Source organism: Amycolatopsis sp. cmx-11-12, from assembly GCF_046269425.1.
Classification (GTDB): Bacteria; Actinomycetota; Actinomycetes; order Mycobacteriales; family Pseudonocardiaceae; genus Amycolatopsis.
On record NZ_JADNQM010000016.1, the window covers coordinates 81,792 to 104,074 of the forward strand.

27 protein-coding genes, 1 tRNA gene and 2 pseudogenes are annotated in these 22,283 nt (G+C 65.8%); 16 read left to right on the plus strand and 14 right to left on the minus strand.

All coding sequences use genetic code 11. From position 1 onward, the window contains the following. Positions 1 to 74: 74 nt before the first annotated feature. Positions 75 to 536, minus strand: coding sequence for a MarR family winged helix-turn-helix transcriptional regulator (locus ACLARN_RS22430; RefSeq protein ID WP_409493404.1), 462 nt, complete (start codon positions 534 to 536; stop codon positions 75 to 77). A 73-nt stretch (positions 537 to 609) separates the two neighbouring features. Here ACLARN_RS22430 and ACLARN_RS22435 point away from each other — a divergent pair, with 73 nt between their 5' ends. Then, positions 610 to 1,794, plus strand: coding sequence for an FAD-dependent oxidoreductase (locus tag ACLARN_RS22435; RefSeq protein ID WP_409493405.1), 1,185 nt, complete (start codon positions 610 to 612; stop codon positions 1,792 to 1,794). Positions 1,795 to 1,798: 4 nt separating this feature from the next. Here the strand turns inward: ACLARN_RS22435 and dcd are convergent, their stop codons facing one another. Beyond that, positions 1,799 to 2,380, minus strand: coding sequence for a dCTP deaminase (dcd, locus tag ACLARN_RS22440; protein WP_409493406.1), 582 nt, complete (start codon positions 2,378 to 2,380; stop codon positions 1,799 to 1,801). A gap of 13 nt (positions 2,381 to 2,393) precedes the next feature. After that, a complete protein-coding gene (locus ACLARN_RS22445) occupies positions 2,394 to 3,599 on the minus strand; it encodes an oxygenase MpaB family protein (protein WP_409493407.1) in 1,206 nt (401 codons plus the stop codon). Positions 3,600 to 3,709: 110 nt separating this feature from the next. Here ACLARN_RS22445 and ACLARN_RS22450 point away from each other — a divergent pair. After that, positions 3,710 to 3,780: transfer RNA gene (locus tag ACLARN_RS22450), tRNA-Gly, on the plus strand. Positions 3,781 to 3,874: 94 nt separating this feature from the next. Here the strand turns inward: ACLARN_RS22450 and ACLARN_RS22455 are convergent. The 4 genes from ACLARN_RS22455 to ACLARN_RS22470 form a co-directional block, all read right to left on the minus strand. After that, positions 3,875 to 4,960, minus strand: a complete 1,086-nt coding sequence (locus ACLARN_RS22455; protein ID WP_409493408.1) for a tyrosine-type recombinase/integrase — start codon at positions 4,958 to 4,960, stop codon at positions 3,875 to 3,877. Between the two features lie 87 nt (positions 4,961 to 5,047). Continuing rightward, complete coding sequence (locus ACLARN_RS22460) at positions 5,048 to 5,302, minus strand: AMED_5909 family protein (protein ID WP_409493409.1); 255 nt, start codon at positions 5,300 to 5,302, stop codon at positions 5,048 to 5,050. After that, entirely contained in the window at positions 5,280 to 5,528 is a 249-nt protein-coding gene (locus tag ACLARN_RS22465) for a hypothetical protein (protein WP_409493410.1), read from the minus strand. Before ACLARN_RS22465 ends, ACLARN_RS22460 begins: the two co-directional genes overlap by 23 nt. A gap of 303 nt (positions 5,529 to 5,831) precedes the next feature. After that, the gene (locus ACLARN_RS22470) at positions 5,832 to 6,293 is read right to left on the minus strand and encodes a hypothetical protein (RefSeq protein WP_409493411.1); all 462 of its coding nucleotides are present in this window, start codon (positions 6,291 to 6,293) and stop codon (positions 5,832 to 5,834) included. Positions 6,294 to 6,461: 168 nt separating this feature from the next. On the opposite strand from ACLARN_RS22470, the gene ACLARN_RS22475 reads away from it, so the two are divergent. From ACLARN_RS22475 to ACLARN_RS22485, 3 genes are all read left to right on the plus strand, one after another. Continuing rightward, positions 6,462 to 7,229, plus strand: coding sequence for a GntR family transcriptional regulator (locus ACLARN_RS22475; RefSeq protein WP_409493412.1), 768 nt, complete (start codon positions 6,462 to 6,464; stop codon positions 7,227 to 7,229). Between the two features lie 14 nt (positions 7,230 to 7,243). Continuing rightward, positions 7,244 to 7,906 (plus strand): YdcF family protein, encoded by a 663-nt coding sequence (locus tag ACLARN_RS22480; protein ID WP_409493413.1) that lies wholly within the window; start codon positions 7,244 to 7,246, stop codon positions 7,904 to 7,906. A gap of 560 nt (positions 7,907 to 8,466) precedes the next feature. Further along, the gene (locus ACLARN_RS22485) at positions 8,467 to 8,904 is read left to right on the plus strand and encodes a type II toxin-antitoxin system VapC family toxin (RefSeq protein ID WP_409493414.1); all 438 of its coding nucleotides are present in this window, start codon (positions 8,467 to 8,469) and stop codon (positions 8,902 to 8,904) included. 54 nt (positions 8,905 to 8,958) lie between these two features. On the opposite strand, the gene ACLARN_RS22490 is transcribed toward ACLARN_RS22485, so the two are convergent. Further along, positions 8,959 to 9,126 (minus strand): hypothetical protein, encoded by a 168-nt coding sequence (locus tag ACLARN_RS22490; RefSeq protein ID WP_409493415.1) that lies wholly within the window; start codon positions 9,124 to 9,126, stop codon positions 8,959 to 8,961. Positions 9,127 to 10,119: 993 nt separating this feature from the next. Between ACLARN_RS22490 and ACLARN_RS22495 the strand changes: the two are divergent. From ACLARN_RS22495 to ACLARN_RS22505, 3 genes and pseudogenes are all read left to right on the plus strand, one after another. Then, positions 10,120 to 10,684 (plus strand): annotated as a pseudogene (locus ACLARN_RS22495) (YdcF family protein). Positions 10,685 to 11,065: 381 nt separating this feature from the next. Next, positions 11,066 to 11,581: a hypothetical protein gene (locus tag ACLARN_RS22500; RefSeq protein WP_409493497.1), complete on the plus strand. Its 516-nt coding sequence runs from the start codon at positions 11,066 to 11,068 to the stop codon at positions 11,579 to 11,581. Between the two features lie 194 nt (positions 11,582 to 11,775). Further along, a complete protein-coding gene (locus tag ACLARN_RS22505) occupies positions 11,776 to 12,264 on the plus strand; it encodes an N-acetyltransferase family protein (RefSeq protein WP_409493416.1) in 489 nt (162 codons plus the stop codon). Positions 12,265 to 12,267: 3 nt separating this feature from the next. Here the strand turns inward: ACLARN_RS22505 and ACLARN_RS22510 are convergent, their stop codons facing one another. Both ACLARN_RS22510 and ACLARN_RS22515 read right to left on the minus strand, forming a co-directional pair. Continuing rightward, entirely contained in the window at positions 12,268 to 12,921 is a 654-nt protein-coding gene (locus ACLARN_RS22510; protein ID WP_409493417.1) for a hypothetical protein, read from the minus strand. 85 nt (positions 12,922 to 13,006) lie between these two features. Then, entirely contained in the window at positions 13,007 to 13,408 is a 402-nt protein-coding gene (locus ACLARN_RS22515; RefSeq protein ID WP_076156495.1) for a DUF4279 domain-containing protein, read from the minus strand. 36 nt (positions 13,409 to 13,444) lie between these two features. Between ACLARN_RS22515 and ACLARN_RS22520 the strand changes: the two genes are divergently transcribed. Continuing rightward, positions 13,445 to 13,837, plus strand: coding sequence for a TIGR03618 family F420-dependent PPOX class oxidoreductase (locus tag ACLARN_RS22520; RefSeq protein WP_409493418.1), 393 nt, complete (start codon positions 13,445 to 13,447; stop codon positions 13,835 to 13,837). Positions 13,838 to 13,871: 34 nt separating this feature from the next. Next, the gene (locus tag ACLARN_RS22525) at positions 13,872 to 14,399 is read left to right on the plus strand and encodes a GNAT family N-acetyltransferase (RefSeq protein ID WP_409493419.1); all 528 of its coding nucleotides are present in this window, start codon (positions 13,872 to 13,874) and stop codon (positions 14,397 to 14,399) included. On the opposite strand, the gene ACLARN_RS22530 is transcribed toward ACLARN_RS22525, so the two are convergent. The 4 genes and pseudogenes from ACLARN_RS22530 to ACLARN_RS22545 form a co-directional block, all read right to left on the minus strand. Further along, positions 14,396 to 14,734: an MmcQ/YjbR family DNA-binding protein gene (locus ACLARN_RS22530; RefSeq protein ID WP_409493420.1), complete on the minus strand. Its 339-nt coding sequence runs from the start codon at positions 14,732 to 14,734 to the stop codon at positions 14,396 to 14,398. The genes ACLARN_RS22525 and ACLARN_RS22530 overlap by 4 nt on opposite strands. 157 nt (positions 14,735 to 14,891) lie before the next feature. Next, positions 14,892 to 15,318: pseudogene (locus ACLARN_RS22535) on the minus strand (bifunctional metallophosphatase/5'-nucleotidase); the annotation flags it as partial. A 239-nt stretch (positions 15,319 to 15,557) separates the two neighbouring features. Continuing rightward, the gene (locus ACLARN_RS22540) at positions 15,558 to 16,343 is read right to left on the minus strand and encodes an alpha/beta fold hydrolase (RefSeq protein WP_409493421.1); all 786 of its coding nucleotides are present in this window, start codon (positions 16,341 to 16,343) and stop codon (positions 15,558 to 15,560) included. A 14-nt stretch (positions 16,344 to 16,357) separates the two neighbouring features. Then, positions 16,358 to 16,846, minus strand: coding sequence for a GNAT family N-acetyltransferase (locus tag ACLARN_RS22545; RefSeq protein WP_409493422.1), 489 nt, complete (start codon positions 16,844 to 16,846; stop codon positions 16,358 to 16,360). 149 nt (positions 16,847 to 16,995) lie between these two features. On the opposite strand from ACLARN_RS22545, the gene ACLARN_RS22550 reads away from it, so the two are divergent. From ACLARN_RS22550 to ACLARN_RS22575, 6 genes are all read left to right on the plus strand, one after another. Continuing rightward, the gene (locus tag ACLARN_RS22550) at positions 16,996 to 17,643 is read left to right on the plus strand and encodes a VanZ family protein (RefSeq protein WP_409493423.1); all 648 of its coding nucleotides are present in this window, start codon (positions 16,996 to 16,998) and stop codon (positions 17,641 to 17,643) included. A 244-nt stretch (positions 17,644 to 17,887) separates the two neighbouring features. Then, positions 17,888 to 18,439, plus strand: a complete 552-nt coding sequence (gene mug / locus ACLARN_RS22555; RefSeq protein ID WP_409493424.1) for a G/U mismatch-specific DNA glycosylase — start codon at positions 17,888 to 17,890, stop codon at positions 18,437 to 18,439. Between the two features lie 280 nt (positions 18,440 to 18,719). Continuing rightward, the gene (locus ACLARN_RS22560; RefSeq protein ID WP_409493425.1) at positions 18,720 to 19,520 is read left to right on the plus strand and encodes a response regulator transcription factor; all 801 of its coding nucleotides are present in this window, start codon (positions 18,720 to 18,722) and stop codon (positions 19,518 to 19,520) included. A 138-nt stretch (positions 19,521 to 19,658) separates the two neighbouring features. Beyond that, the gene (locus ACLARN_RS22565) at positions 19,659 to 21,503 is read left to right on the plus strand and encodes an acyl-CoA dehydrogenase (RefSeq protein WP_409493426.1); all 1,845 of its coding nucleotides are present in this window, start codon (positions 19,659 to 19,661) and stop codon (positions 21,501 to 21,503) included. Between the two features lie 127 nt (positions 21,504 to 21,630). Then, complete coding sequence (locus tag ACLARN_RS22570) at positions 21,631 to 21,906, plus strand: GlsB/YeaQ/YmgE family stress response membrane protein (RefSeq protein ID WP_409493427.1); 276 nt, start codon at positions 21,631 to 21,633, stop codon at positions 21,904 to 21,906. 74 nt (positions 21,907 to 21,980) lie between these two features. Beyond that, positions 21,981 to 22,277: a GlsB/YeaQ/YmgE family stress response membrane protein gene (locus ACLARN_RS22575; protein ID WP_409493428.1), complete on the plus strand. Its 297-nt coding sequence runs from the start codon at positions 21,981 to 21,983 to the stop codon at positions 22,275 to 22,277. Positions 22,278 to 22,283 lie beyond the last annotated feature (6 nt).

Genomic DNA, 22,283 nt, shown 5'->3' on the forward strand with positions numbered 1-22,283 from the left:
CTCTTTTGGGGGACACGAGGCCGAAAACTATCACGAACTGGTTACGGCAATACCCCCGAAAGTAGTAATACCGGTCAGCGGTCTGTGATGCGACCTGTGGAGTCGTGCGTAATCGCGGTGGCGTCGCCCAGGAAGCGGATCACCGTCTCAAGCTCACCGTCCGTGTACTTCTCGCAGGCCTCGCGGACCGACTTCACCAGGTGATCCCACAGTGGCGCGGCATTGGCCTTCATCCCCGCGTCGATCTCGATGAGCACCTTCCGCCGGTCTTCGGGATGCGGCTTCCGCACCACGATCCCCTTGCCCTCAAGCCTGTCGATGAGGGCCGTGATCGATGCCGGCGCGAGCCCGGACAGCTGCGAGAGCGCCTTCGGCGTCTGCGGGCCGAGGCGGGCGAGGTAGTCGGTCACCTTGCTTTCGACGGCCGAGAGGCCTCTCTGCTCGGCGATCGCCGTATGGAACATGACCGTCTCCGTCGACAGCGACCGCGACCCGTTGAGGATCCGCTCGACCAGTTCCGCCCGCTCACTTGACACGTCGGCCAGCCTAGCGGAGTCTTTAGTTCGACAGAACGAATTAGTTTCTAAGAGATTCGATGGGGTGAACGACATGGCGAAGGTACTGGTCGCCGGCGGGGGTATCGCGGGCACGATCACGGCGATCGCACTGCACGAAACGGGGCACGAGCCGGTGATCCACGAGGCGTACGACCGGACCGCCGAGGGTGTCGGCGCGTTCCTGACGCTCGCGGTGAACGGCCTCGACGCGCTGGCGCCGCTGGGCCTGAAAGACCTGGTCAAGGACCTGGGGTTCGACACGCCGAGGATCAAGATGAGCCTGGGGAACGGGCGTGAAGTGGGGGACTTCCCGCTGGGCGGCGCGCTGCCGGACGGGACGCTGAGCCAGACCGTGCTGCGCTCCGACCTGTACGTCGCGCTGCGCGACGAAGCGGTGAGACGCGGCATCGAAGTCCGCTATGGCAAACGTTTGGCTGACGCGCGGGAGACCTCCGACGGCGTGCTCGCGACGTTCGAGGACGGCTCGTCGTCCGAAGGCGACCTGCTGGTCGGCGCGGACGGCCTGCGGTCGCGGGTGCGGGAGATCATCGACCCGCGGGCGCCGTCACCGCGCTATGTCCCGCTGCTGAACACCGGCGGGCTGGCCGCGGGCCTGCGCCTGGGTGACGAACCCGGCGTCATGCACATGACCTTCGGCAAGCGGCTGTTCTTCGCGCACGTCGTCCATCCGGATGGCGGCGTCTGGTGGTTCGCGAACGTCCCCCGGAAGCATGAGCCGACTCCGGCCGACCTCGCCATGACGACCACCTGGCGCGAGGACCTGATCCGGCAACTCTCGGTGGACCGCACTCGCGCCGTCGAGATCGTGCGCGCGACGCGGGAGATCTACCGGCCGTGGGCGACGTACGACTTCCCGAGCGTGCCGACCTGGCGGACGGACCGGATGGTCATCATCGGTGACGCCGCCCACGCGACGTCACCGGCGGCGGGCCAAGGCGCCGCGATGGCCATCGAGGACGCCGTCACGCTGGCGCGATGTCTGCGCGACGTGTCCTCGATCCCGAAGGCGCTCGCCACCTACGAAGGGCTGCGACGCGAGCGTGTCGAGGCCGTCGTCGAGCGCGGTAAGCGCAACGGCGACGCGAAGGCGGTCGGAGCCGTCGGAAGGGTGATCCGGGACTTCTTCATCACACGGGCGTTCAAGAACCCGCCGAAGGAGGATCCGAACGCCTTCATGTGGCAGCACCGGATCGACTGGGAGGCGCCCGTGGGCTAGCGCGCTACCTCCAGGTGTCGACGCGGTGGAAGTTCTTGTACGCGCGGCTCGGCGTCGGTCCGCGCTGCCCCTGGTAGCGCGAGCCCGCCTCGTTCGAGCCGTACGGGAACTCCGCGGCGCTGGACAGGCGGAAGATGCAGAGCTGGCCGATCTTCATGCCCGGCCAGAGCGTGATCGGCAGGTTCGCGACATTCGACAGTTCGAGGGTGATGTGGCCGGAGAAGCCGGGGTCGATGAAGCCCGCGGTGGAGTGCGTGAGCAGACCGAGGCGGCCGAGGGAGGACTTGCCCTCCAGGCGGCCGGCGAGGTCGTCGGCGAGCGTGACGGTCTCGTAGGTGGAGCCGAGCACGAACTCGCCGGGGTGGAGGACGAAGGGGTCTTCGCCCTCCTTCTCGACCAGCGACGTCAGCTCGTCCTGCTGGAGCTGCGGGTCGATATGCGTGTACTTGCTGTTGTCGAACACGCGGAAGAAGCGGTCGAGGCGCACGTCGATGCTCGACGGCTGGACCATCGTCGGGTCGAACGGGTTAAGGCCAAGGCCACCGGATTCGAGCTCTTTACGGAGGTCACGGTCACTGAGGAGCACGCGGCCACTGTAGTCAAGCAGCTTTCATGTGCCTAGCGTAGGTGGGGTCGAGCCGGAAGACCTTGGTGACCTGCCGGAGATAATGGCGTCGCCCGGCGGCCCCGATCCGCTCCTGGAGCGCCGTCGCCCCCGGCACCAGCCGCCGGACCGTCTCGGCGGCGAAGTTGACGCCCGCCACCGCGACCACGGCCGCCTGCGCGATCGGATCGTCGGGCAGATCCAGGAAGTCGGCGTTGGTCTTGCCCAGCAGAAGCCTGCTGATCGCCCCGTGCCCCGCTACCGACACGTGCGCGAGGACCTTGCCGAGCGCGCCCCGGCCCTCGCCGATCCCGGCGTGGGACTTCATGAGCGCCGCGGCGAGCCGCTTGGAATCGTCGTCGGGAATGAACTCGGTGGTGGCGAGCAGCCACAGCAACCGCCAGGCGTCGTCCTCACCGGCGGGCAAGAGTTCCTCGTCGACACCCATCAGCCAGCCGACGTACCGCCAGAGGTGCAAGATGTCGGCGCGCTCGCGGGTGCTGTAGCGGAGCCCGAGCAGCTGCGTGCCGAAAACGTAGACGAGGGAGAAGAGCAGGAGCGTGCCCGCGGTCTGGACCTGGTTGACCGGCCGGTCCCAGGCGGCGTAATCCCAGTCCTTGCGGCGATTCATGGCCGCGCGGACATGCGCGTGCACCACCCGCACCCGCAACGCGGACTCGTACCCGCGCCCGCCGAGCACCAGCGCACCCGGCGTCGTCACGTGGATCCACCACGTCGCCGTCTCGACAAGGCGCCGCGCCGCCTTGTACTCGATCTCGCCAGTACCGACGAGCGACTTCGTAGCGCGCGACGCGAGATAGCCGCCCATCAACGAGACGTCACCAAGCGGAAAGAGGCCAAGCAACCCGGCACGCGTGATCGCCCGCGCTCCACGGTCGAGGCGATCCGGATCGACCCAGTACGGCGTCGCCTCGACGTTGCGGAAGAAGGCTTCGAGCTCCTCCGGCGGCCCCTCGACGCTGTCGATGCCTTGCCGCAGCGCCTGTTCGAACGTCTTGTGACCGCCGCTTCGGAGGTACGGCACCAACACGTCCGCGGCCGGGTCCTCCCGCTGCGCGAACTTCCGCAGCCGGGCCACCTGGCGCTCGTCGCCCCTGATGTCGCCCTCGATGAACAGCCTCGACGCGACCCGGAACCCGCCTTGGCGGAACAGCTCGGGGTCGGGCAGCCTCTCGTCCATCCGGCTCACCTCCGATGTAGACAACAAGTGTTGTCACTTTCGGCGGCGACGTCAAGGCGGGGTGGGTCTTGGCAAGGGGAGATCCGGACCATGTATGCTGGCCGAGCACTGCGGATGTAGTTCAATGGTAGAACATCAGCTTCCCAAGCTGAATACGCGGGTTCGATTCCCGTCATCCGCTCTCACACGAAAGCCCCAGGTCAGTGGATGTCCACTTAGGACCTGGGGCTTTTGCTTTGTCCGGCCGATGGTGCTCGCGTGCCATTAACGTGCCATTAGCCGACCGGGACCGGTTGGCCGTCCTGATCTTCGTCGTCGTCCGGAGTCGTGCCCTTGCGGTGGCGGTCGACGAGCTTGGACAGCCGGTCCGCGATCTGCGCGTCGGCCTCACTCGTCGCCCGCTGATAGATGAGGGCCGCCCGCATGTCGTCACGCCCCATCCGTGCCATGAGGTCCTTGGTCGACGTGCCCGCCTTCGACGCCCAGATGTTCCCGGCGTGCCACAGGTCGTGGAAGTGCAGCCCCTTGAGGCCCATCTTCTCCACGACCTCGACCCACTTCGTCCGCTGACTGAAATTCGGCCGACGTACGGCGTTCCCACCTCGCTCACCGGTGAAGAGGAGCGCGTCTTGCTCGGGCTTGACCCAGGTCTCCAAGTGCCGCAGGAGGTCACGCCGGACCGCCGCCGGAATGATCAGCGTCCGGACACCCGCCCTCGACTTCGGCGGCCCGACGATGAGCCCACGACCAGGAACCTCAACCAGCGCCCGCGACACCCGTACCCAGCCCGCATCCTCAGCGACGTCACATCGGCGCAACGCGGTCACCTCACCCCACCGCAGCGACCCGAACGCGGCGAGGAGCACCAGGGCGCGGAAACGCTCCGGCATCCGGCTAGCGAGGTCGAACACTTGGGCCACGGTGATCACCGGGCGTTCGTCCGGATTCTCGCGATCGGCCCCACGGACCCGACATGGGTTGCGAGGCAGGATCTTGTCCTCCTCCACTGCCGTATTGAGGATCGCCCGCAGCAGCCGATAGGACTTGGGCGTCACGGACTCCGAGACACCAACCGCCAGCCGGTCAGCACGCCACTGCCGAATGATCGCCGTCGACAGCTTGCCCAACTCGACCCTGCCGAGGTCCGGCGAAATGTGCTTACGCAGTAACCATTTGTACAGCTCGACCGTACGCGGACGAAGCCCCGGCCGTTGGGTGATCCACTGGTCCGCGTAGTCGCCGAGCTTGCGCTTTGCCCGCTCCGGGTCGATCCACTCGCCTTGCGTGACCTGTGTTTCCGTCAGAGACAACCAACGTTCGGCGGCCCGCTTCGTATCGAAGGTGTCCGGAGCTGGTCGCATGATTCCGTACAGGACAGGAAGAACGCTTGAGGACGTGTTTGTACGTCGCACGTCCCTGTGTGCGTTTTTTGCTCTGTTGTTCAGTTTCTAGCTGGCTTGAGACTTCTCCTTCTGGATCTGCGCGGCCACCTCGTTGGCTTTCCGTTCCTCGTAGCTGACCCAGTAGCGGAGTTCGTGGTGGTGCGCGCGGTCCACATCGGACACGGCTTGATACATGCGCGCGTTCTCCTTGTGGAACTTCAGCCACGTCGACCGGTTTGAACCGGGCTTCGGCCGACGAGCGGATGCGACCAGGTGCGCGTCCTTGAGGGTCTGCGGCTCATTCCGGCCCGGCGTCGTCATTGCGCACCGCCGCGTGCTTGCCGAGAAACACGGCCAGTTCGTCCGCGCTGTCGCGGATTTGGCGAAGGAGCCGGATGAACTCCGGCCACTCGACCGGATCGGACGGAGGAAGGATCGCCAGACTGTCCGGGTCGAGATAGATCACCAAGGCCGGGTTCGCCGAACCATTGCCCTGCATCCCCGCGACCGCCTGCCGCCCCGGCTTCCACATCGCGTTGAACGCCACGGCCCTGCTCCTCCTCGCTGTAAGCACGGATCTCCCACGACCGCGCGTTCTCCTCAAACCCCTCAGCTGCCGCCGTCACCGCCGCCAACACCCACCAGGGCAACTGGCCCTGAGTCGCCAGACCCCGCCACGCCGACGCCACCGCGAAGGAAGCGACAGCCACCTCGTGCGCCGCCAAGGGGTCGACAACCTGCGTGGTCTGCGCCCTCAGAGCGCTGTAGTGGCGGTACGCCGCCTCCCAGGTCTGGACCAGGTGCAGTGGAACCACGGCCACGCCCTGACTGCCAGGCACCCGGCCCGTCATCACGCCGCCTTGGGCGTTGACTCGGCAGCGTTGGAAGCACGGCCCGGCTTCGACGCGCCACCCGATGCAGCGGCCTTGAAGCCGGTCGCGCGGAACACGTAGGACTGGTACTTGAACTCGCCTTGACCAGCCACCTTCGGCTCGGCCGTCAAGCCCTCCAGTTCGATCGGCCGCATCCCCGGCAACACCTCCGACGTCGTCGGCACCGGCTGCACATCGGCCAGGAACGTGACGTCATAGGACGCACGCTTGGAGTTGGTCTCGCTCGGGTCGGTGACAGTGGCCTTCCACTGACGTTTGCCCGTCACTTCGTCGACCCGCTGACGAACAGGTCGGCCCGCAGACCGGTCTTCTCGCAACTGGTATTCGTTGTCCGGCGAGACCTCCCCGACCATCACCAGCCCCAGCGGGAACGCGGCATCAAAGTCGATCTCGAAACGGTGTCCCTTGGCGATCGCCATGTCGTCTGTCTCCTGTCGTCTCTGGAGCCCTACCGGGCTTGCACCTGTTAGAGGTAGTTCTATTAAGCGCTTCGCTGCGCCGGTTGTCAATAGAACTATCTCTATTGAGCTCCGTAGACCATGATGGGGCGATACCGCTAGCGTTATCGACCAACGAAGGAGGACCAGGTGGGCACTGGGTACCGCGAGCTGGCCGCGATCCTGCGAGACGCGATCCAGCGGGGTGACTATGCCCCGGACACCACGCTGCCCAAGCAAGACGAGCTTGCCGACGAGTACGACGTCAACGTCAACACCGTCCGCAAAGCCGTTGGAGTCCTCGAAGCCGAAGGGCTGGTCACGCCGATCAGGAGACGCGGGACCGTCGTTCGAGCCCGGCCACCCATGAAGCGCTTGGGCAAAGACCGGTACGCGAAGAGCAAGTGGAAGTACGGCGATACCGTCGCCTTCGTCGCAGACCGCGAAGCTTCCGGCCGCGAATGGAAGCCGACCGACCAGACGCAGACCGTCGCCAAGGTCGAAGCTGACCGAGAAGTCGCGGACGCTCTCGGTGTCATGGTCGGATCATCGGTCTACGAGCGGGCGCGACTGGTCAAGGACGCTGGCCAGCCCACTCACGTACTCACCAGCTACTACCGGCCTGCCGACGTCGAAGGCACCCCCATCGTCGACCCAACCCCCGGCCCCGCCGGACGAGGCGGCGGATTCCTGGTCCTCACCTTGCAAGATCTTGAGCCGGACACCATGACCGAGACCTTCTACGCCAGGATGCCGACGCCCGACGAGGCCGAGCAGCTCGAACTCCCCGCAGGCGAACCCGTCATGGTGCTGCAACGACGCACCTACACCGGTGACGGCCGCGTGGTCGAGTTCGCGCGTGGCGTGCACGCCGCAAGCCGGTTCTCCTGGACCTACACTTTCAAGATCCCCGACTGACCCCGGAGACCCAGATGCCCGAGCGCTCGACCACCCTGCCGGATGACCTCCGCGCCGACGTCCAGACGCTCTGGGACTACCACAACATGCACCACGAACTCCGGCCCGCCGACGTCGGCATCGGACTTGGCAGCCACGATCTCGGGGTCGCCACCTTCACCGCGGAACTGTTCCACGCCGGAATGTGCCCGCTCATCGTCTTCACCGGGGCGAACGCCCCGACCACCATCGAACGCTTCCCGCGCGGCGAGGCCGTCCACTACCGCGAACATGCGCTTGAACTGGGCGTACCCGATAACGCCATCCTGGTCGAACCCGAGGCACGGAACACCGGGGACAACATCACGCTCACTCGCGCACTGCTGGAGTCTCGCGAGATCAAGGTGAGGTCTGTCGTCCTCGTCTCTCGGCCCTACCAGCAGCGACGCGCGTACGCGACCTGCAAGAAGCTCTGGCCCGAGGTCGACGTCATCTGCGCTTCGCGGCCACTGCCGTTGGACGAGTACATCGAGAGCATTGGCGACGTGGACCGCGTCATCAACATGCTGGCCGGCGACACCCAGCGCATCACCGTCTACGCCGAACGCGGTTTCGCGATCCCACAGGCAGTACCGAATGACATAGCCAACGCCTATTCCAACTTGACCAAGGCAGGGTTTACAGAACGTCTTATCTGACAGAGTTCCTACGTGCCCAGGCGCACCTACGCGAGCGGGTTCAAGAGAGGCAGCGCCGCAGGGACGTGCCAGCAAGTGCGAAGCCGTGCCCTAGACATGTCGCACCCCTGACTCGCCGGGGGGATCGGCAGCTCATCTGAAATCACCGAACTACGTGCCTGACCTGCTGTTATACCCGTGAGGTCGCAACGTTTAGTACACTTACGACATGAGTCGACGCGAAGCGAAGCCGGGGGCCGCTCAAGGTCGCACCCCCGATAAGGCCATCCTGCGCGGACTCGCAAAGGGTGTCCGGAAGCGCAACGTAGGAATCAGTAAGCCCGCACCGACGTCTGGCCAGTACAAAGTCCCAAACAGCAAGTCAAACGTCGTAGTCAGCAAAGGGCGTCCCCTTCCACCTGCCCGCAAGGACAACCCTGCCACCCAAAAGCAAGAGAACGTTGAACGCCGATTCGACACACCAGGCATAATTGGTTTGCTAGCAAGCGGCAGAAGTGACATTTCGGAACTAACAGCAAAAACCCGTCGAGGAACCCCTAGAAAAAAGGATTCCTGAGGCGGTGCCCCCTCCGGTAATTGTTGATACCGGCGTTCTCTATGCCGCCCTGGATCGCGACGATAAACACCATAAGATTTGCGCCGACTGGATGCTGTCTCAGCGAACTAAGGCATTCATTGTCCCATCTCTGGTCATAGCTGAAGTCTGCTATTGGCTCCACGAGAGCGAGCTCAGCGACAAAGGGGAGTCAACCTTTCTCGCTCAGCTAAGCCGCGAGGAACAGTTTCAGGTATACACGCCGACCCGAACAGAACTTCTCCGAATGAGCCAGCTTGTTTTGAAGTACCACGGCCTAGGCGGGACGGACGCATCCGTAGTGGCGGCAGCCGAGAAGTTTAAAACAGCTGACATTGCAACGATTGACAGAAGGCATTTTGCGCAAATCGTGCCAGATCATACCGGCTGGTTTAATTTGCACCCCGACAGCCTAGTTCCTTGAATAAGTAGAGCTCGTGGAGTGCAACTGAAATTGTTGCACCCCACGAGCCTCTAATCAGTCACCCTTGTGCTTGGTCTTGTCAACCTGCACATAGCCCTGCCCAGGCTTCGGCGTGGGCGGCAGAGGCTTGCCTTCGATAGCAGTGATCTCCGTCTTGCTACCCGGCACCTTGTACTGTCCAGATGAAGGCGCAGGGGTACCCGGCGTGTACTTCTTAGCCATATTCGTTCATCCATGCCTGCGAACCCGAACACCTTCACAGCGGACAGCCTTGTCGCCAACCGCTGCGTCCTAGTACGGTCGCAGAGCACGCCAATGCACTGGACCCCGGCCGAGGTGTTGACCCCGGTCGGGGTCTTTCCTGTTCGCGTCAATCAAAGTGTAGCGGACGTCACCGACATTTCCGGACACCTGACACCACATATAGTCCCCCCGAGCCACGTCAACCCCTAAGTGTAGTGGCGACGTAGCTCTGAGCGAGCGCTCCTGACAAGTTTGCCCATCCAGCCAACTCAGCGCACTGAGGCAGACTCGATCCGTAGCCGGATGCAGGCCGCGCAGCCCTGCCGATCGACTGTTAGCTAATTGATCTCGCTTCCAACTGGTGCTACCTGCCGAACTTGGCTCTATGAGATCAAGGCGCCGCCGCTGGCGGCGCGCGGGTCACCACCCGTCCGGCGGGCTACGCCCAAGAGGCGACGCCGGCCTCCCGCTCCGCTCCGGCAGGCGCCGCCGGGCGAGCTCGCCGCAGGGCAGCACCCGCAGCGCGCCGCCAACGACGACGGGGACCCAGGAGCAACACGGCCAGATCACCCGACCCACCCAACCGACGCGGAGTGGTCACCAGGGGATCCCTCGCTGCTCAGCGTCTAACACCGGCCCGCCCGCATCAAGGCGGGAAAGCGTGCCTTGACACGACCGAACCGGCGCTAGAAGCAGCAGGGACGAGGGAAACGGGGATGAACAGGCACACGGGCGCAGATAGAGCGGGGGCCATGCCATTAGCGTGCCATTAAGGCCGGTCAACCAAGGTCAACGGCGGACACCGCGAGACAGGCGCATCCCCAGGTCAGGACCACTTTCCAGCATGATCACCCTGGTTCCCAAGCTGAATACGCGGGTTCGATTCCCGTCATCCGCTCAGATGCGAAATCCCCAGGTCAGTGGATGTCCACTTAGGACCTGGGGCTTTTGCTTTGACTTCAGAGTCACCAGATGACTGAGACCTTGCCGGATGATCTCCGCGCCGACGTCCAGACGCTCTGGGACTACCACGACATGCACCACGAACTCCGGCCCGCGGAACTGTTCCACGCTGGCATGTTCCCGCTCATCGTCTTCACCGGAGCCAACGCGCCGACGACCATCGAACGTTCCCGCGCGGCGAAGCCGTCCACTACCGCGAGCACGCGCTTGAGCTGGGCGTGCCGGATGACGCGATCCTGGTCGAGCCCGAGGCGCGGAACACCGGGGACAATGTTTCGTTCACACGGAGACTGCTGAAATCTCACGGCCGTATCAGCAGCCACGCGCGTATGCGACCTGCATGAAGCTCTGGCCGGAGGTCGACGCCGTCTGTGCATCGCGACCGCTTTCGCTGGACGAGTACATCGAGAGCATCGGCGATGTGGACAGGGTCATCAACATGCCTGTCGGGGATACTCAACGCATTACTGTCTATGCCGAACGCGGCTTTGCCATTCAACAAGATATCCCTGGCGATGTTACAAACTCCTATGAGAGCTTGATCCGAGCAGGCTTTATACAACGCCTACTCTGAATCACCGCACAGCTTTGCGTCAGGTTGGCAATACGCCGGAAATTCCCACGCTCTAATCATTGCCCTCCGAAATAAGATCTGGAAACGTCAAGCCCAGATCAAGGGCAACGAGTTCACGACGGGCCAACTCCTTCGAACTCCGACCGAGATCCCGCTCGCCGTCGAACACACCTACTGTACGAAAGCGACGACGCGGCGACCCGGTGTCCGGCTGGCCCTCCGGGCTTTCACAAGTCGCCATACCTTCATTCTAACCGCCAGCGCGCGCCACCTGTGCTCACAGCTCCACCGAGTGTCAGGTGGCTCCAGCGGGAGTCCCGAGCCGATCGACTTCGGGACCCCTCCCCTCAACCCGCCGTTACCGTCCGCGGCGTGCGAAGAATGTCGAGTGACAGCACCGCGGTCGCCTTGCTGACCGTTCTGGCGGGGTCGGTGATACTCCCGCTGTTGATGGTCGGCGCGATCTTCCTCATCATCGGCCTGAACACGGGCAGCGCGCCGGGGCCGTACACCGTCATTTTCGCCAAGCCGGGCAACGAATGCGGGGCGACCGGGCAATACCTCGACGCCTCCACCGGCGAGCCGCTGAGATGTATGGGGCCTGGACTGCTCCGGATGTCCTCGATCGAATTTCCCGGTTTCTCCCCTGGACAGAACAATGAGGTGCGCCGCTGGCTGACCACGTTGTTGGAGGACGGCGAGCTGAGCGTTTTCGACCATCGTGCGGTTCAGGGCAGGATCGACGGGATCGCGGCCGAATTGCCGCCGGGAACGCGCGTCGAGGGGGAGTCCGGCACGACGGAGATCTGGATCGGCGCGGGCCTGACGGGTGCCGGGCTGCTCCTGGTTTCCGGCTTCGCCTGGCGTTGGTTCCAGAACCGCCAGAGCGGTTTCTAACCGCAGATCGGCAAAGGTGTCCTTTTCACAGGTGCGCGGCAACCTTCGGGGTTGGACTCCTATTGTATGGATTTTGGGTCATCTAACGTCCCAAAATCCACGCAGCCCCGCTCCGGCCATCCGAACTCCTCGGTCGCGAAAGTTCATTGCGCTCCGAGGTCGGGCCTGGTGACGCGGTTGTTACGGTGCCGATCATGGAGATCCGGCAGATCACCGAAGACGACTGGCCGCAGGTGTGGCCGATCGTGCGCGAGGTCGTGCGGGCGGCGGACACGTATACCTACGATCCCGGCCTGAGCGAGGACGACGCACGCGAGACGTGGATCGCGAGGCCGCCGGGCCTGACGGTGGTCGCGGTCGAGGACGGCCGGGTGCTCGGCACGGCCAAGACGGGCCCGAACCGCGACGGGCCAGGGTCGCATGTGTCGACGGCCAGTTTCATGGTGGACAAGTATCTTCGCGGCAAGGGCGTCGGCAGTGCGTTGTGCGCGTATGTCCTGGATTGGGCCAGGAAACAGGATTTCGCGGGTATGCAGTTCAACGCGGTCGCCGAGTCGAACGTGGCCGGGATCCGGGTCTACGAACGGCTCGGGTTCGAGATCGTCGGGACGGTGCCGGGCGCGTTCGAGCATCCGACGCTGGGGCGCATCGGGCTGCACGTCATGTACTGCGACTTCGGCTGAGGGTCAGCCTTCGACGAGTTCCCACGGGGCGTCGGCGCTGGGGCGGTCGTACACCTGGCCGGGCGCGGCGCTCAGTACCAGCGCGACGTCCGGATACAGCGTGACGGCGTGCTCCATCTCGAGGGCTTCGACCTCGAAGTCCTCGTTCTCCGGTACCTGGAAGCCGACGAGCAGCCAGGTGCCGTCCGCCTCGCGGACGACCTGGCGCACGGCGCGGGCCGGGGCGGTGGGGTCGGTGGGGATTTCGGCGAGTTCGGTGCTCACCTGGACCTCTTCCAACGGCGAGCCGGGGTGCGTCCACGCCGCGAGGCGGGCGGCGCGCACCAGGAGGTCCTCGTCGTCGTCATCCGAATCGGCGACCGAGCTCAGCAGCCACGTGCGGCGCTCCGGGTCCCAGTCTGCGGCCATGCCGGTGGGGAGGCCGGCGAGCGCGGCGATTTCGGGGATGAGGTCCACCGCGTCCCGCAGGGGCAGCGCGCCGAACGCGTCGCGGTTGAGTTCCATGTCCTCGGAGAACTCGTTGCCGTCGCTGATGAACCAGTCACCGTCGTCGTCCAGCACGACGAACGCGAGGTTCGACGGGTCCTCCACGAGCGACCGGGAAATGATGACCGGCGACTCCGGGTCCTGGCGCAGCGGCCAGTTCTCGCTCGACATGCTGGGCTCCCAACGGGGTTGTCCGGCTGTGGGGCACCATCCCACCATCTCCGGCGTTCCCGCCGCGCACCGGCTCAGCCGAAGGTCATTCGCTGAGGTCGTACTCGTCGACGTCCAGCGCGGCGGCGGCTTCGGTGAGGAACGCGATCACGGCCGGCGAGAGATGCCAGCCGAATTCCTCGCCGCCGTCCCGGTGATGGAAGTAGCGCACCACCTGAAGCACCGCGCTCACCCCCTCGTCCGCCAGCGTCCGGATTCCCGGGCGGACCGGGGCGAGCCTGCCGATCACGCTCTCGATCTGGTCGTCGACCGGTTCCGACCCCCGATGTGTCACCTTCCAGGCGTGCATCCGCGGCAACCGGTGTTCGGCGGACCGCGAACCCAGTACCAGGACCTCGTCGGGCTGCATGCCGAGCCGCGCGGTGATCTCCGCGGCGGACACGGTTTCGCTCTTCAAAGCGAAGTAGCAGTACTGGTGGACCTTCATAGGCCCGGGACCCTAGCTTTCGGGCAAGCTGACCAGGTGAAACGTGATCAATCGCTTATCGAACGTCTCACGCGAGAGCGCAACGCCTGGTTGTGCACACTTCGCGCGGACGGTTCGCCGCACGTCACGCCGGTGTGGTTCGTGTACCTCGACGACGTCTTCTGGATCAGCAGCGGCGACCGGAACGTGAAGGTGCGCAACGTCGGCGAAGATCCGCGCGTCAGCCTCGCGCTCGAAGACGGCGACGCCCCCGTGGTCGCCGAAGGCCTTGCCCGAGTCCATCGCGAAGCTCTGCGCGAAGACGTTCTCATGGTGCTGGCGGCGAAGTACGACGGCTGGGCGGCCGGTGAGGAGGTTGAGCCGTTCGGTGCCAGAGTGCTGCTGGAAATCCCCGTAAAGCGGTGGCTGCTCCCGGGTGTCGCCCAATAGTCTGGAAAGTCCGATACCGATCTTGGGATGGACGATGCTGACCGGTGAACTGATCCGCTTACGGCCGCTGGAGCCCGAGGACGCCGACACGCTGTGGCGCTGGCACAACGACCCGGAGGTCGTACGCTGGTTGACGGCGGATCACCCGGAATCGCTCGCCCAGATCCGCGAGCGCTTCGCCAGACGGGAGCCCAACAGCTACGCGCGGGCGAGCTTCGCGATCGAGAGCCTCGCCGTCGGCACGTTGATCGGCACCTGCACCCTGCGCGACGCCACGCCGGAACAGGGACGCGCGGAACTCGACATCTACCTCGGCGAGAGGGATCACTGGGGCGGCGGCTACGGCACCGACGCCATGCGGACGCTTTGCCGCTACGGCTTCGAAATGATGCGGCTGCACATGATCGCGCTGTGGGTCGTGGTCGACAACGAGGCCGCGATCCACATCTACAAGAAGCTCGGGTTCCAGGTGGACGGCAGGCACCGGCAGTCGTTCCGCGGCCAGAACGGCGAGTGGCACGACGAGTACCTGATGAGCCTGCTCGAAGGGGAACTCCGCTAGTCGTCCAGACCTTTCGTGAGCCTGGCGGGTGCCTTCAACCGCCAGGCCTCCTCGATGAGCTCGCGCAGCTGCGCCTTCTCGACCTTTTCCAGGTCGACGAGGATCGCGCCGTAGCCGTCGTAATGCGGCGTGGTGAAGTACGCGGGGTCGCCGGAGGCCAGCAGGGCCTCCTTCTCCGCGTGCTCGCACAGCAGCATCAGCCCGCCCTCGGCCTCGGTGCGCAGCCGGGCGAAGTTCTTGCCCGCGACCTTGAGCGACGGTGTGCGGTACGAAGTGGACTCCTCGACCTCCGGCAGCCTGCCCGCCAGGTCCACGACTTCTTCCCAGGTCGTCATGGCGGACATTGTGCCCTGGGTCACTGACAAAACCAGCCCGGAGACGCCATGAACGGCCCGTTACTTGCAAATTTTGCAAGTAACGGGCCGTTCATGGCACGCGCGGGAGGGGGTTACGGGAGGACTGTGATGCGATCCGCGGCGGGCGGGGCGATGCCCGGGTCCGGCGGTCGATCTTCAGGTCGACGACCGACAGCAGACAACCGAACGAAGCACCCTGGATCACCGGGCGGGGGCTTGCCCTCGGGGTCGTTGATCACGCAGTTGTACTGCCGGTGGCTGTGCCCGGTGAAGATCGCGTCCACTTTGGACGTCACCTTCCGCGCGATCGCGGTCGCGGCACCCGGCTTGACCTTGCATTCGTGCCGAACAGGTCGAGCAGCTTCGCGGTGCGGTCGATCGCCTGGACCTCTTCGCCGAACTTCAGGCCCTTGATCGCCTCCGGGGTGACGACCTGCGGCAGATCCTTCAGCGTCGCGCCGATGACGCCGAATCGGGACACCGCCGGAGAACTCGATGCTGAACGGCAGTAACGCCGGGAGGCCGTTCTCGTAGTACACATTGGACCCCAGGAACGGGAAGTTCGGTTACCCACCACGGAAGCCTCGACACCGAGCAGGTTCAGCGGTTCGAGGTTGCCGTGCAGGTCGTTGAACGTGATGATCCGGACGACTGTAATCACATTGCGCATCAGCTATCTCATCGACAGGGTGCGTCTGTTACGTCGGCCTGGAGGGCGCCCTGCCGCTGAGATAGCTAGGCGTTCGGCTATGGCGCAACTTCAAAAGATCAAAAGACCTTGGTCGCCCTGGCCGGAGTCACCTTAACCACACGTACTGCCGTTCAGCAGCACTCTGGTCACCAGCTCGGGTTCGTCGTTCATCGGCACGTGCCCGCAGCCGGGAAGGACCAGGAGTTCCGCCTTCGGTGCGATCCGCCGCAGCTCGGCGGCCTTCGGGCGGGCGAGGATGCGGTCGTGCCGCGCCCACGCGATGGTCACCGGGATGTCCTCGACGACGCCCGCGAACCGGAAGCCGCCGCGGGCCTGCTCCAGCGTCGGCCGGAAGCCGGGGCAGCCGGCGAGCGCGCGGATGTCCTCCATGACGATCTGGGTGGTGAGGCGGTCCGGGCGGCCGACGATCATCCCGGTCAGCATCGACCGGCCCGCCGGTGTCGCGGCGAGGCGCCGCGCGGTGCGTTCGGGGATCCGTTCGGCGAGCAGGCGGTGGGTGCGCAGCATGCTCAGCGCGTACCGCTGCTGCCGCGGCGTCCACAGTCCGGCGGGGGACAACGCCGTCACGCTGCGGACGAGACCCGCTTCGCCGAGCGCGAGCGAGAGCAGGCCGCCGAGCGAGTTGCCTGCGACGTGCGGTTTGCCAAGGCCGAGCTCGCGGAAGAACCTCCCGAACATCTCGACAGCGGCCTCGACGCCGTACCCGCCGGAGTGCGGTGCGGACTCGCCGAAGCCGGGCAGGTCGACGGTGATGACGTCCCGGTGCGGCGTGAGCAGCGGGACCACGGGTGACCAGGCCTGACGCCGGTGGCCGACCCCGTGGATCAGCACCAGCGGCTCGCCCTTGCCCGCGCGGTCGAAGACGACGTTGTCCATACCGCGAGGCTAGGCTATTTACTGCTACCGGCGGTAACAGGTAAGTAAAGACGTTCGCGCCGCCGGGTGACGTCGTTCGGCATCGGCTCCAGGTCACCCGTCGCGATGAACCCCAGCCGCAGATACAGCCGCCGCGCCCGGTCGTTGTCCTCCGCGACGTGCAGCCACACCTCGCGCGCGCCGTCGGCCTCGGCGGCCGACCGCACCTCACCCATCAGCTTCGTGCCGAGCCCTCGGCCGCGGGCCTCGGGCGCGACCCACATCGAGTAGAGGATCCAGCCGTCGTCGCGCGCCCGTCCGGCGACGAGGCCGACCGGACGGCCGTCGTCGAACGCGGCGAACCAGGCGTCCCCGGCCAGCCGCGCGAGCCACTCTTCATCGGACTGTGCCCGTTCCGACGCGGCGATCGAGCCGTAGTTCTCGGGGGTGTCCATCAGGGCACGCAGGCGGATCTCACGGAAGACGTCGAGGTCTCCGGCGGCCAGCCGTCGCACGAGCAGCATCCGGGCAGAATCCCACGGCCGGCGGCATGGCGGGGAGCGAATATCGCCGATCGGCCAAGATCGGGGTCGGCCAGTCGGCCGATCCGGCCCCGTCCGCCGCGGCCCTTCGACCGAAGTGGCGGGCCCCCTTGATCCATAACGTCGGTGTCATGACGAACGCACAGGTCACCGCTTTGCAGTACGGCTTGATCGGCTTCTTCGCGCTTTGGGCGACGGTGCTGATCCCGCAGCTGATCCTCCTGCACGCGCGGCACGGCCAGGTGCGCCTTCGTCCCGTCCTGACCATGGCCGCCGTACTGCTCTACGGCACCATGACGCTCGCGGTGACCTTCCTGCCGCTGCCCGGCCCCGGCGTCAACCGGCTGAGCCAGACCGTGCAGCTGAACCCGTTCCAGTGGATCACCGACATCCACACCGAACTGTTCAAGCACGGACTCCCGATGGCCGACTGGTTCACCACCCAGACCTTCCAGCAGGCCACCATGAACGTGCTGCTGTTCGTCCCGCTCGGTTTCTTCGCCAGGACGCTCTGGAAGCGCGGCCTCATCGGCACGACGCTGATCGGTCTCGCCGCTTCGCTGCTGATCGAGTTCACGCAGCTGACCGCGAACTTCGGCACCGCGCCCTACGTCTACCGGATCTTCGACGTCGACGACCTGCTCAACAACACCGGTGGCGCGATGCTCGGCTGGATCGCCGGAGCCCTGCTGCTCAGCCTCGTGCGGAAGCCCGTTCCGTCAATGGTCGAGATGCAGCCTGTGCGCCGCGAGCGGATCGACCTCGCCCAGGCTCGCTAGTCTCGCCTGCCGTCGCTGGGCCGCGCGCCGCGCGGCCCTTCGGTCTTCCGCGACCACCAGCACGGTGGCCACCACGAAGATCAACGCGACGAGGCCGAGGATGAGCGAGAGCTGCAAAACGCCTCCTCGAATACGGCCTTGTGTGCGAGATCACAAACAGTACGCATGTCGTGGTGAGTTGGCCACCCCTTGCGACGACTGATCGTGTTCCGGGTCACGCGGGGGCGACAGGGAGACTGGCCGGGTGAGGACACGACCGACCAAGGACGAGCTGGCCGCCGCGTACGGCAAGACCATCGACGACGTCATCGCGCCGGATCTCGACGTGCTGTTCTGCGGGATCAACCCCGGCCTCTACTCCGGTGCCCTCGGCCTGCACTTCGCCAGGCCCGGGAACCGGTTCTGGCCTGCCCTGCATCGCGGCGGCTTCACCCCGCGTCTGCTCGATCCCAGCGAGCAGGACGAACTCCTCGGCTACGGGCTCGGCATCACGAACGTCGTCGCGCGGACGACGGCGCGGGCCGACGAACTGACGAAGGACGAATTCCTCGAAGGCGGGCGTCTTCTCACGGCGAGGGTCGCCGAATACCGGCCACGCTGGCTCGCCGTGGTCGGGATCACGGCCTTCCGGACCGCGTTCGGCCTGCCGAAGGCGAAGGTCGGCCCGCAGGACGGCGAGATCGGCGGCGCGCGGGTCTGGGTACTGCCGAATCCGAGTGGGTTGAACGCGCATTGGACGCCCTCGGCGCTCGGGGACGAGTTCGGCCGCCTCCGGACCGAAATCCACTCTGAGTAGTGAACGTGTCAAGAACTCCCCTCGACGCGCTCATTCGAGCAAAGGATCCACCACCAGGGGATACGCAGAGTTTGCCGCGACGACGCGATACATCTATGAGGGGGATACCGCGTCACGTCCTCCGACCTACTGACTCGTAATAGTTACGAGGTGTTATTTCCGTCCGGTCCCGCAGGGGGGACCGGTTGACGAGGGTGACCACGCCGGGGGGCGGTGGCCACCGAATGGACTTCAGGTCCTCTCGTCCGGGAATGACGGCAGGAAAACGGAGGGGTCCGTGATGCGAAGCATCGAACCGAACCGAGCGCAGGCCGGGAGGCCTGGCGGACTGTCACCAGGCGGCCGGGGCCTCGGCGTGGCCGCCGTCGATCCGATCCCGATCTTCTGCGAGGGCCTGAGTTCGCTGGTCCACCGCACGCCGGGGTTGCACTGGCTCGGGCACGCGGGCAGCCATCACGCCGCGCTCCAGCTGTGCGAGCAGCTCAAACCGGACGTCATCGTGCTGGATTCGGCGCTCGATCCGAACTGTCACCTGTCCAGGCTGCTCAGCGGCGGCGACCCGGCGCTGGTCATCATCACGCTGGTCAGGGACACCAACCGCACGCAGCAGTACCTCGCCGCGGCGATCGCGGCCGGCGTGCACGCGATCGTGCCGCGGGCGACCGACGGGCGGCATCTGACCGAGGCGATCCGGCGCGCGCACAGCGACCGCCGCTACATCGACCCGACGCTGGCGGCGCTGACGGCGCGGCCGAAGCGCCAGCCCGTGCTCCCGAAGGCGGGCGAACCGCCCAAGCCCGCGACCGCGCGCGGCCTGATGCCGCTGTCCCGGCGGGAGTACCAGGTTCTGCAACTGGTCGCCGAGGGACTGGAGAACTCCGGGATCGCGAAGATCCTGTTCCTGTCCGTGGAAACCGTGCGGACCCACGTCAAGAGCATCCTGCGCAAGCTTTCCGCCCGCGACCGGACACACGCGGTCACCATCGCGTTCCGGTCGGGCATCCTGGTGACGAACCCCGACGACGCGCACAGCCCGCCGGACGCCGCTCCGGCGCCTTCGATCGCGCCGTCACCCCGCTGAGCCCCCCGTATTGCTGATTTACACATCACAACAGTGGCCATTCACTTGCCGCCGGTTACCCACAGGTAATATCCTGAAGTTACCGGCGAGTAGGGGACGTGTGCCCGGCCGGGGAGCCGAACACATTGGAGTGACGAAATGGGCCACTACAAGAGCAACGTCCGAGACCTGGAGTTCAACCTCTTCGAGGTCCTCGGCGTGCAGGACCGCCTCGGCAAGGGCGTCCTCGCGGAATCCGACGAGGAGACCGCCCGCGGCGTGCTGACCGAGCTGAACAAGCTCGCTTCCGGTCCCCTCGCCGATTCGTACGCCGACGCGGACCGCAACCCGCCGGTGTACGACCCGAAGACCTTCTCGGTGAAGATCCCCGAGTCGTTCAAGAAGAGCTACCAGGCGCTGATGGACGGCGAATGGTGGCGGCTGGGCCTGCCGAACGAACTGGGCGGCTTCGGCCTGCCCCCGACCGTGCAGTGGGCCGCCGCCGAGCTGATCCTCGGCGCCAACGCGCCGCTGTTCATGTACATGGCGGGCCCGAGCTTCGCCGGGATCGTCGACAAGAACGGCACCGAAGAGCAGAAGCGCTGGGCGCAGGTCATGATCGACCGCGGCTGGGGCGCGACGATGGTGCTCACCGAGCCCGACGCCGGTTCCGACGTCGGCGCGGGCCGCGCCAAGGCCGTCAAGCAGGAGGACGGCTCCTGGCACATCGACGGCGTGAAGCGGTTCATCACCTCGGCCGAGAACGACATGGTCGAGAACATCATGCACCTGGTACTGGCCCGTCCCGAGGGTCCCGGCATCGAGACCAGGGCCGGCACCAAGGGCCTGTCGCTGTTCCTCGTGCCGAAGTTCCACTTCGACGGCGAGACCGGTGAGCTGGGCGAGCGCAACGGCGCCTTCGTCACAGGAGTCGAGCACAAGATGGGCATCAAGGCCTCCACCACCTGCGAGCTGACCTTCGGCCAGCACGGCACCCCTGCCAAGGGCTGGCTGCTGGGCGAGGTGCACGACGGCATCGCGCAGATGTTCCAGGTCATCGAATACGCCCGCATGATGGTCGGCACCAAGGCCATCGCGACGCTGTCGACCGGTTACCTCAACGCGCTCGAGTACGCCAAGGAGCGCGTCCAGGGCGCCGACCTGCCGAACATGCTGAACAAGGCGGCACCGCGCGTCACGATCACCCACCACCCGGACGTCCGCCGCTCGCTGATGCTGCAGAAGGCGTACGCCGAGGGCCTGCGCGCGGTGTACCTCTACACGGCGTCGTTCCAGGACCAGGTGTGGACCGGCGAGGGCGACGAGGCGTCGCAGAAGGTGGCGCACGGCGTCAACGACCTGCTGCTGCCGATCGTCAAGGGCGTCGGTTCGGAGCGTGCGACCGAGCAGCTCGTGCAGTCGCTGCAAACCCTCGGTGGTTCGGGCTTCCTTCAGGACTACCCGATCGAGCAGTACATCCGTGACGCGAAGATCGACTCGCTGTACGAAGGCACCACGGCCATCCAGTCGCTGGACTTCTTCTTCCGCAAGATCGTCCGCGACAAGGGCGCTTCGCTGGCCCACCTCGCCGGGGAGATCACGAAGACCATCGAGTCGGAGATCGGCAACGGGCGCCTCAAGAACGAGCGCGGTCTGCTCAAGCAGGCGCTCGAAGACACCCAGGGCATGCTCGGCTCGCTGATCGGCTACCTGACCTCGTCACAGGAAGACCCGCAGAACATCAACAAGGTCGGCCAGCACACGGTCCGCCTGCTGATGTCGGTCGGCGACCTGCTCATCGGCTGGCAGCTCATCAAGCACGCCGAGGTCGCCATCGGCAAGCTCGACGCGGGCGCGTCGGCGAAGGACACCCCGTTCTACGAGGGCAAGATCGCCGTGGCGTCGTTCTTCGCGAAGAGCGTGCTGCCGGAGCTGACGTCGCGCCGGGCGATCGTCGAGGCCGCGGACAACGCCCTCATGGAGATCTCCGAAGCCGCGTTCTAGGCCATTCGGAACACCGGAAAGCCCCCTCCCGAGCGGAGGGGGCTTTTCTGGTTTCGAGGGGGTTTCCCGGGGGAATTTCCGTGCTGAGTCCGCCCCTCGGCGGAGACCTCGGCAAAGGAGTCTTTTCATGCCTGTCACCGGCATCATCACCGCGATCGTGGTCGGCCTCGTCCTCGGGCTGCTCGGCAGGTTCTTCGCCCCCGGCAAGCAGTCCATCCCGATCTGGCTGACGATCCTCGTCGGTATCGCCGCCGCCTTCATCGGCACCTGGATCGCCCGCGGCCTCGGCTACGCCGACACGGACGGCTTCGACTGGCTCGAAATCATCACCCAGATCGTGGTCGCCGGCCTCGGAGTCGCGCTGGCCGCGAACCTCTACGGACGGCGGGGTGTCACCCGGTAAGGGGTCTTGAGGCGCGACGAGGCGCTTTTGGTGTCACGGTGGGCCCAACTCGATTCTCCAGCGAAGGAGGAACCATGTTGGGTGGCCTTTGGGGCATCATCACCACGATCGTGGTCGGCCTGATCCTCGGCGTCATCGGCCGGATGCTGGCGTCCGGCGATCAGAAGATCCCGATGTGGCTGACGATCGTGGTCGGCATCATCGCCGCTTTCATCGGCAACTGGCTGGCAGGCGTGTTCGGCGTCCGCGACACCGCGGGCATCGACTGGATCCGGCACGCCTTCCAGGTCGGCGCGGCCGTCATCGGCGTCATCGCCGCGGCCGCCATCTACGCGAAGGTCAAGGGCGGCGGGCACCGCGCCGTGACCTGACCGGGG

Excerpts from the sequence above, each read along its gene's own strand:
- ACLARN_RS22435 (WP_409493405.1), top strand. The coding sequence starts at position 610 with ATGGCGAAGGTACTGGTCGCCGGCGGGGGTATCGCGGGCACGATCACG.
- ACLARN_RS22445 (WP_409493407.1), bottom strand. The coding sequence starts at position 3,599 with ATGGACGAGAGGCTGCCCGACCCCGAGCTGTTCCGCCAAGGCGGGTTC.
- ACLARN_RS22455 (WP_409493408.1), bottom strand. The coding sequence starts at position 4,960 with ATGCGACCAGCTCCGGACACCTTCGATACGAAGCGGGCCGCCGAACGT.
- ACLARN_RS22460 (WP_409493409.1), bottom strand. The coding sequence starts at position 5,302 with ATGACGACGCCGGGCCGGAATGAGCCGCAGACCCTCAAGGACGCGCAC.
- ACLARN_RS22470 (WP_409493411.1), bottom strand. The coding sequence starts at position 6,293 with ATGGCGATCGCCAAGGGACACCGTTTCGAGATCGACTTTGATGCCGCG.
- ACLARN_RS22480 (WP_409493413.1), top strand. The coding sequence starts at position 7,244 with ATGCCCGAGCGCTCGACCACCCTGCCGGATGACCTCCGCGCCGACGTC.
- ACLARN_RS22490 (WP_409493415.1), bottom strand. The coding sequence starts at position 9,126 with ATGGCTAAGAAGTACACGCCGGGTACCCCTGCGCCTTCATCTGGACAG.
- ACLARN_RS22500 (WP_409493497.1), top strand. The coding sequence starts at position 11,066 with ATGTCGAGTGACAGCACCGCGGTCGCCTTGCTGACCGTTCTGGCGGGG.
- ACLARN_RS22505 (WP_409493416.1), top strand. The coding sequence starts at position 11,776 with ATGGAGATCCGGCAGATCACCGAAGACGACTGGCCGCAGGTGTGGCCG.
- ACLARN_RS22510 (WP_409493417.1), bottom strand. The coding sequence starts at position 12,921 with ATGTCGAGCGAGAACTGGCCGCTGCGCCAGGACCCGGAGTCGCCGGTC.
- ACLARN_RS22515 (WP_076156495.1), bottom strand. The coding sequence starts at position 13,408 with ATGAAGGTCCACCAGTACTGCTACTTCGCTTTGAAGAGCGAAACCGTG.
- ACLARN_RS22525 (WP_409493419.1), top strand. The coding sequence starts at position 13,872 with ATGCTGACCGGTGAACTGATCCGCTTACGGCCGCTGGAGCCCGAGGAC.
- ACLARN_RS22530 (WP_409493420.1), bottom strand. The coding sequence starts at position 14,734 with ATGACGACCTGGGAAGAAGTCGTGGACCTGGCGGGCAGGCTGCCGGAG.
- ACLARN_RS22540 (WP_409493421.1), bottom strand. The coding sequence starts at position 16,343 with ATGGACAACGTCGTCTTCGACCGCGCGGGCAAGGGCGAGCCGCTGGTG.
- ACLARN_RS22545 (WP_409493422.1), bottom strand. The coding sequence starts at position 16,846 with ATGCTGCTCGTGCGACGGCTGGCCGCCGGAGACCTCGACGTCTTCCGT.
- ACLARN_RS22550 (WP_409493423.1), top strand. The coding sequence starts at position 16,996 with ATGACGAACGCACAGGTCACCGCTTTGCAGTACGGCTTGATCGGCTTC.
- ACLARN_RS22560 (WP_409493425.1), top strand. The coding sequence starts at position 18,720 with ATGCGAAGCATCGAACCGAACCGAGCGCAGGCCGGGAGGCCTGGCGGA.
- ACLARN_RS22565 (WP_409493426.1), top strand. The coding sequence starts at position 19,659 with ATGGGCCACTACAAGAGCAACGTCCGAGACCTGGAGTTCAACCTCTTC.
- ACLARN_RS22570 (WP_409493427.1), top strand. The coding sequence starts at position 21,631 with ATGCCTGTCACCGGCATCATCACCGCGATCGTGGTCGGCCTCGTCCTC.
- ACLARN_RS22575 (WP_409493428.1), top strand. The coding sequence starts at position 21,981 with ATGTTGGGTGGCCTTTGGGGCATCATCACCACGATCGTGGTCGGCCTG.